The sequence below is a fragment of the Mesorhizobium sp. M2A.F.Ca.ET.037.01.1.1 genome, assembly GCF_003998075.1.
In the GTDB taxonomy this organism is placed as follows: Bacteria; Pseudomonadota; Alphaproteobacteria; order Rhizobiales; family Rhizobiaceae; genus Mesorhizobium.
The window spans coordinates 1-6,408 of the sequence record NZ_RZSA01000319.1 but is presented as its reverse complement, the minus strand read 5'-3'; the positions used below and the strand labels follow the sequence as shown (position 1 = coordinate 6,408).

Below are 6,408 nucleotides of genomic sequence, written 5' to 3'. Positions count from 1 at the left end.
ATGCAAACGCCGCCGAGCGCGGCGAGCGCAAGCCGGGATGGGGACAGCGTCCGGTCCGGCAGGTAGCCGCGCAACAGGCACCACGCGGCTAGGAACAGCGCGCCGAACACGCATCGCCAGAAGACGACGGTGACGGGATGTTGTCCCGACTCCGTGACTAAGGCGCCAACCGTGCCGGCAATCACCATCGCCAGAGCGAGGCTCGCGGCGGGGAAGCGGGCGATCGATATGTCCCTCATCATCGGCTCTCCAACGGATCGAAGCTCATGTGGCCAGCCGAAACGATTTCAATCAAGCGAATAGATTTGTAAGTACCTATTCGATATGCTGATAGCGCCATGGCCGCTCCACTCGACCTCAACCTGCTGAAGACCTTCGTTGCCGTCGTCGAAAGCGGCAGCCTGTCCAATGCGGCGCCGCGAGTCGGCCGCAGCCAGTCGGCGGTCAGCATGCAGATGCAAAGGCTGGAGGACATGGTGGGCAACCAGCTTCTGGTGCGGGGCCCTAGAACGGTCACCCCCAATGCTGCCGGCGAGGATTTCCTCATCTATGCGCGCCGGCTGCTGAAACTGTCCGACGAGGCATGGGCGAGCGTCACCCGGCCGAAGGAAACAGGCAGCGTGCGCCTCGGCGTGCCGGACGACTACGCCTCCTTCCTGCTGCCGCCCGTGCTGTCACGCTTTGCCGAGGATCACCCGCTGGTCACCGTCGAACTCGTCTGCGAGCAGTCGACCGCGCTGGTGAAGACCTTAGCGGAGGGAAGGCTCGACCTGGCGATCGTCACCCGCCTCCCGGATCAGCCGCTCGAGGTGATCAGGCTGGAGCGCTTTGTCTGGGTCGCCTCCCCCAATCACGTCGCCTGGCAGACCGATCCGCTGCCTGTCGCCTTGTTCGAACCTGGCTGCGCGGCAAGGATGAATGTGCTGCAGGCACTGGTGCCGACCGATCCTATCGCTGCACCTATTCCAGCGCCTCCCTGCTCGGACTGGTCGCGGTCGTCCAAGCCGGGCTGGCGGTCGCCGGCCTTGCCCAACGAAGCGTGCCGCCGTCGCTGCGCATCATCGGCGCCAATGAGGGGCTGCCGGCGTTGCCGGACCTCGAGATCGGCATACTGCGCAACCCGCTGTCGACGACGCCGGCAGTCGATCGTCTGCATGATTTTCTGCGCCGCGACCTGGCGCAGCAGGCCTGAGCCGCGGAGACTGCCCGCAGCCCGGGTGTGGCCTTTATCAAGGCTTCGCCCTATAAGGCCGACAGCCAGAACTCTCCGGGGTCAGCCATGCTTCGAGCCATTTCGCCCGCCACGCTTTTCCTGCTTGCCAGCGGCCTTGCCGCGCATGCCGGTGGCGATGCAGCGCTGGGCAAGAAGGTCTTCAACCGCTGCATGGCCTGCCATGAGGCGGCAAGCGACCGCGACAAGGTCGGCCCGCATCTGCTGGGCGTCGTCGGCCGCAAGGCCGGCTCGGCGGAGAGCTTTGCCGGCCATTATTCGCAAGCCATGAAGGATGCCGGCGCCGCCGGCCTGGTCTGGGACGAAGCCAACCTCGCCGAATATCTCAAGGCGCCCAGGCAGAAGGTTCCCGGCAACAGAATGGCCTTTGCCGGCCTGACCAGCGACGACGACATCGCCAACGTGATCGCCTATCTCAAGGCCGACCCAAAACCCTGATCGGAATTGGAAAGAAACTGGTCTTACCGCCGGCGCACGAGATTTGCCGGCGCTGTGTCATCGCCTTGGCCGTCCGTAAAAACAATAGCTTAAGGCATAAAAGCTGAAGCTGTTAGACGGCGTCGCTCATTACTGGCCGCCATGCACATGCTTGCCTTGTCTTTCAAGGACCTGACCAGTTCTTTTGTTTTGACGTCTCGCCTTGTCTTCCTTCTTTCAATCCCTTGAAGCCCCACATATATTCGCCGCCACGACATGGAAACGGATGCCGAAGCGGGAGGCCCCAATGGCGACATTGCAGAATTTCGATGCCGAAATTGCCAAGACCAAGCAGGTCGTGCAGGACATGCGCACCAAGATCGAGCAGTCCGGGACGGTGCTCGACACGCTTGCCCAGGCCGACAAGAAGATCGGCGACGCCAATTTCGACATCGAGAACGCCCGCATCGAGGACGTGCTCAAGCAGCAGAAGGTCATGGAAGGCAATATCGCCGACCTGATCATCGGGCTCGAGGACGCCACCAACGTTTTCGGCGCCGAGTTCGAGAGCATGAAGAGCTACACCGGCTGGGAAAACTTCGTCGGTGTCTTCTCCGAGCAGCGCAAGCAGCGCATGCGCACCGACCGCGTCCGCAACATGTCGCTGGCCGGCAATCTGCAGGAGCTTTTGGCGAAGTCGGATACCATCGTCGGCATCCTGAAGGCGCAGAAACAGATCCTCGACCAGCGCTACAAGACTTCCGAGACCAGCCTGTCCCAGGTGATCGAGCGCCGCAAAACGACCATGTCCAACCTCGAGGCCGTGCAGAAGCGCATCGAGGAATTGAACCCCCTGCTGCTCGACATCGAGAACAAGATCGCCGCCTCGACGACCCAGAAGGAGCGGACCGAGCTCGAGGGCGAGCGCTCCAAAATGGCGACCGAGTACAACGAAAAGCAGGCCAAGGAGCAGGAGCTGCTCGCCGAAAGCCAGACGCTGGAGCGCTATACCTCGATGTTCCAGACCTTCGTCGATTCGCTCAACAGCCAGATCGCCGCGCAGTCGACGCTCATCAACAAGCTGACCATCGACACCGAACAGCGCATCGTGCTGTACAAGGCGCTGGAGGATTCGCTGAAGACCGCCGCCCAGCAGGACGTCGCCCACAAGATCAACACGCTGGGCAGCCAGGTCGACAACACGGCCGAGGAGACGATGGCCGGCATCGGCGCCGCCTCGCAGAAGCATATCGGCGACCTGCTCGAGATGCATGAGAAGAACATGGTGGCTTCAGCCGACATCCAGCGCCGCAAGAAGCTCGCCGACGACGCCTTCGCCCGCCGCTTCGACGATGTGATGAAAAAGCACAATTCCGCCAACTACGTGCAGTCCTAAGCAGGTTCCGCAAAAGTGTCCCACGGTTTTGCGGTCAGAACCTGCGAAAAACAAAGGCATCCAAGCAGATATTCGTGGGGCACCCTACGAATATCTGCTTGGGCGGCGCCGCTGATATCGTCTCCACGGCAGTCCCATGACACCTGAGAACGACGCGGCGGCCCGCTATTTTTCCGCCATCACGGCGGCGCTGGGCGGACTGGAAGTGTTCATGCGCGACGACCGCTCGCCGCTTTACCGGCACGGCATCGTCGCCAGGATCGTCGCGGAATATATCGCGCGGCTGGACAAGTCCTTTGCCTGCTGGCGCAACCGGCTGGGCTTCATGGACACCTTCCGCATATCGCGCGCCGACAGCGGCTACCCCGTGTTCCAGAACCTGCTCGAATTGGAAAACGACCGCCAGCAGGCCGACGCCCGCCTGGCCAACATCCCGCAAGCCGGCGAGCTGCGCGAGGAGATGGCCGACTTCATCCTGCGCCACAAGGAGTTTCCCGAGGCGCTGCAGAAGTCGATGGCCGAGCGGCTCTATCTGGAGGACGTCAAGAGCGAGGCGACCTTCGGCCCCTTCACGCTTGCGCAGACGGCCAAGGTCTCGGTCAACCCGAAGACCATGCGGCCCTATTATCTCGTCCACTGGGCGACATTCGACGGCAGCGCCAACCTGCCGCTGATCTACATGGTGACGGTCGAAGACTCCTCCGAAAGCATGGTGCGCCAGCTTGTCGACGACAGCACCGGCAAGCTCAACGAGCGCGTCGACATTCCGCTTCCCGTCGATGGCCTGCTCAATCCCGAGCTTGCGCACCGCTTCGACGATTTCACCGAGAAGAATTCGGCCTACACGCTCTCGCCGGCAACGATCGCCGTCAATCTCGACAAGGATTTCGAGCCGCTGCATCCCAAGCAGCTGCGGCGCGTGGTGCTCGGACCCTTCTACTCGGCCGGCATTACCGACAACAATTCGACCGTGGCCGAGGTGCTCTCCAAAGTGCGCAAGCCCGAGAATGCCTGGCTGCTCACCTGGACAATCCAGGAGGTCTTTTCCAAGAGCGAGAAGCCCGGCCGCAGGGGTCTTTTCTCCAGCGAGAAGACGACGCAGGAATTCTTCATCAACACCGACGATCTCGAAGCCGCGCGCCAGGGCGTCTCGAGCTACGAGAACCACGCGCTGATCCCGCACGAGGCCTACCAGGCGCTCTATGCCGCGGGTGAAGCGCAGAAGATCTTTTCCGGCTACAAGGTCCACATCCTGTCCAACGGACAGGTCATCAGCGATGTATGATCGTCAAACCGCGGAGCATCCTTCATGGACACCGGCCTGACCACGATCTCGGAAGCCGCAATCGAGAAGCACCGCACTGTCGCGCAGAGTTTCATCACCCGCATCGTGGTGCTGGAGGACCCGTCGCGCGAATCCGGCACCGCGCTCGCCGGCACCAACCGCCGCTTCGTCTCGACCGTGTCGGTCGGCTCGGTGCGCCGCACGCGCGAGGTCGAGCTCACCAAGACGGTCGCAGCGATCCATCCCGACGACCAGTTGATGAGCATCCCGCAGCACACGCTGCTCTACCGCGCCCGCCGTGGCCTCGCTATCGCGCTCGCCATTTCGGATGTCTTCGCCGAAGGCTCGGACCTGGAAAGCCTGCAGGCCAAGAATGCCCGTGCGCCGCTGGAGGGCGACGAGGCGTCGACCTTCAAGAAGCTTCTCTCGGCTTCGGCTTACGTCTCCGCTTTCAGCTTTGCCTCCTATCTGTTCCAGCTGATCGACAGCGACGGCGAGGCGCCGAACGATACCGCCGAGCCCGACTTCCTGTTCGACACGCCGCAGGACGCGGTGAAATCGATCGTGGCCGGCCTCGACAAGGCGATCGCCGGCTCGAAGGACGATGCGGACCTGATGACGCGTGCTCGCGCCTTCGCCCGGGTCGCCATCGACGGGCTCTTGGCGCGCAAAGGCCGCTTCGACGGCATAGGCCCGTTCGAGAACGCGCATATCCGCATCGACGTCGACGATTTCACCCTCGACGGCTTCGACGTCGCGCCCGGCAAGCGCTCCAAGCCGCTGGTGATGACCTTCAAGAAGCCGGAAGAGGTTGTCGGCAACCACATCGCCAAATTCCAGTCGGTCAGGCTGGCCAAGATGCTGATGGCCTATGATTTCGAGCGCGAGCTGAACCCGTTCGTCGAGCTTGGCGGCTTCCTGTTCACCTTCATCGGCGACGGCGCGCCGGGCACCGGCAAGACGACGCTGATCCAGATGATCGCCGGGCTCGTCAACGGCTATTGCCAGGTGGCCGGCTATCCCTTCGCCTATGAGAATTTCGGCGTCGACCAGATCTCGTCCTATCAGGGTAAGTCCGGCCAGAACTGCCGGCAATTCATCAACAACGTGCTCAATCCGCGCGTCATCGGCTTCGGCACCATCGACGATATCGACCAGGTGGCGGCGCGCCGCTCCGACGACCGTGCCTCCGCCGGTCAGCAGGAGATCACCGGTGTTTTGATGGACGCCTTCGCCGGCGCCTCGACGGTCGTGCGCGGCAACTGCTCTTTCGGCATGTTCTCCAACTATCCCGAAAATGTCGACGACGCGCTGCGCCAGCGCGCCGGCGCGCGCTGGCTGGTCGACGGCCCGCAGACCCGCGACGACTATATCGACATCTTCGTGCTGCTTGCCGGCAAGAACCATAAGATCCCGCTTGGGGACCACGAGCTCTATGCCGCGCAGGAGATCCAGCGCGCCGTGGCCGAAGCCTATGAAGTGCATGAGAAGCCGCAGGAAGACGGGCTGATGAAGGTCTATGAGCGCTACATGAAGGAGAATGGCGCGCCCAAGACCATGGCCGATATCGGCACCTACCTGCACATGATCAAGGACGCCGAACCGCGCTTCACCGGCCGCGCCGTCAAGAACGTCACCGACGCGATCAAGATGCGCGCCATGGATATCGAGCTGCCGGACGACTGGTTCGAGAAGCCCGAAGCCTTCATGCACAAGAGCTACGACGACAAGAAGGCGATGATCGAGGAACTGCGCGGACCGTTCTCGATGGACATGGTCATGCAGGAGATCAACCGCTACGCCGATTCCGAATTCCGCTATTCCGACAAGTCGGATGATGCCGCGGTGGAGAAGCTCCTGCGCGACGCAAGGCTGCGCGAGCGCGCGGCGCGCGAGATGGAGGAGTTGAAGAAGAAGGGGGCGTGGTGATCTTTTCCTTCTCCCCGTGGAACGCAGGGCTGTCCGGGGAAAGTTAGACATAGTCGAGGCTCATCTGATCGGGAGAGCAGCGGGGGTACCTTCGACTTGGATTGACGGGCGGCGGTTTGTCGATGGCGGCGATGTGGCGCCGCTCGAACA

General features: G+C 62.5%; 6 protein-coding genes and 1 pseudogene. 6 read left to right on the top strand and 1 reads right to left on the bottom strand.

Features of this window, described 5'->3' with window-relative positions:
• On the bottom strand, positions 1-242 hold a 242-nt coding region (locus EOA27_RS17195), incomplete at its 3' end, for an EamA family transporter (RefSeq protein ID WP_245491108.1).
• A 96-nt stretch (positions 243-338) separates the two neighbouring features.
• Between EOA27_RS17195 and EOA27_RS42155 the strand changes: the two are divergent.
• The 6 genes and pseudogenes from EOA27_RS42155 to EOA27_RS17170 all read left to right on the top strand — a co-directional run.
• A pseudogene (locus tag EOA27_RS42155) lies at positions 339-875 on the top strand (LysR family transcriptional regulator); the annotation flags it as partial.
• A gap of 164 nt (positions 876-1,039) precedes the next feature.
• Entirely contained in the window at positions 1,040-1,192 is a 153-nt protein-coding gene (locus EOA27_RS42150; RefSeq protein ID WP_245491109.1) for a hypothetical protein, read from the top strand.
• Between the two features lie 87 nt (positions 1,193-1,279).
• Positions 1,280-1,669, top strand: a complete 390-nt coding sequence (locus EOA27_RS17185; protein ID WP_126081618.1) for a cytochrome c family protein — start codon at positions 1,280-1,282, stop codon at positions 1,667-1,669.
• Positions 1,670-1,955: 286 nt separating this feature from the next.
• Positions 1,956-3,044, top strand: coding sequence for a hypothetical protein (locus tag EOA27_RS17180; protein ID WP_127256756.1), 1,089 nt, complete (start codon positions 1,956-1,958; stop codon positions 3,042-3,044).
• Positions 3,045-3,180: 136 nt separating this feature from the next.
• Positions 3,181-4,329 (top strand): hypothetical protein, encoded by a 1,149-nt coding sequence (locus EOA27_RS17175; protein ID WP_126081617.1) that lies wholly within the window; start codon positions 3,181-3,183, stop codon positions 4,327-4,329.
• 24 nt (positions 4,330-4,353) lie between these two features.
• Entirely contained in the window at positions 4,354-6,258 is a 1,905-nt protein-coding gene (locus EOA27_RS17170; protein WP_126081616.1) for an ATP-binding protein, read from the top strand.
• Positions 6,259-6,408 lie beyond the last annotated feature (150 nt).

What these genes read in the sequence shown, in the direction of transcription:
- EOA27_RS17185 (WP_126081618.1), top strand. Translation starts at nt 1,280, where the DNA reads ATGCTTCGAGCCATTTCGCCCGCCACGCTTTTCCTGCTTGCCAGCGGC.
- EOA27_RS17180 (WP_127256756.1), top strand. Translation starts at nt 1,956, where the DNA reads ATGGCGACATTGCAGAATTTCGATGCCGAAATTGCCAAGACCAAGCAG.
- EOA27_RS17175 (WP_126081617.1), top strand. Translation starts at nt 3,181, where the DNA reads ATGACACCTGAGAACGACGCGGCGGCCCGCTATTTTTCCGCCATCACG.
- EOA27_RS17170 (WP_126081616.1), top strand. Translation starts at nt 4,354, where the DNA reads ATGGACACCGGCCTGACCACGATCTCGGAAGCCGCAATCGAGAAGCAC.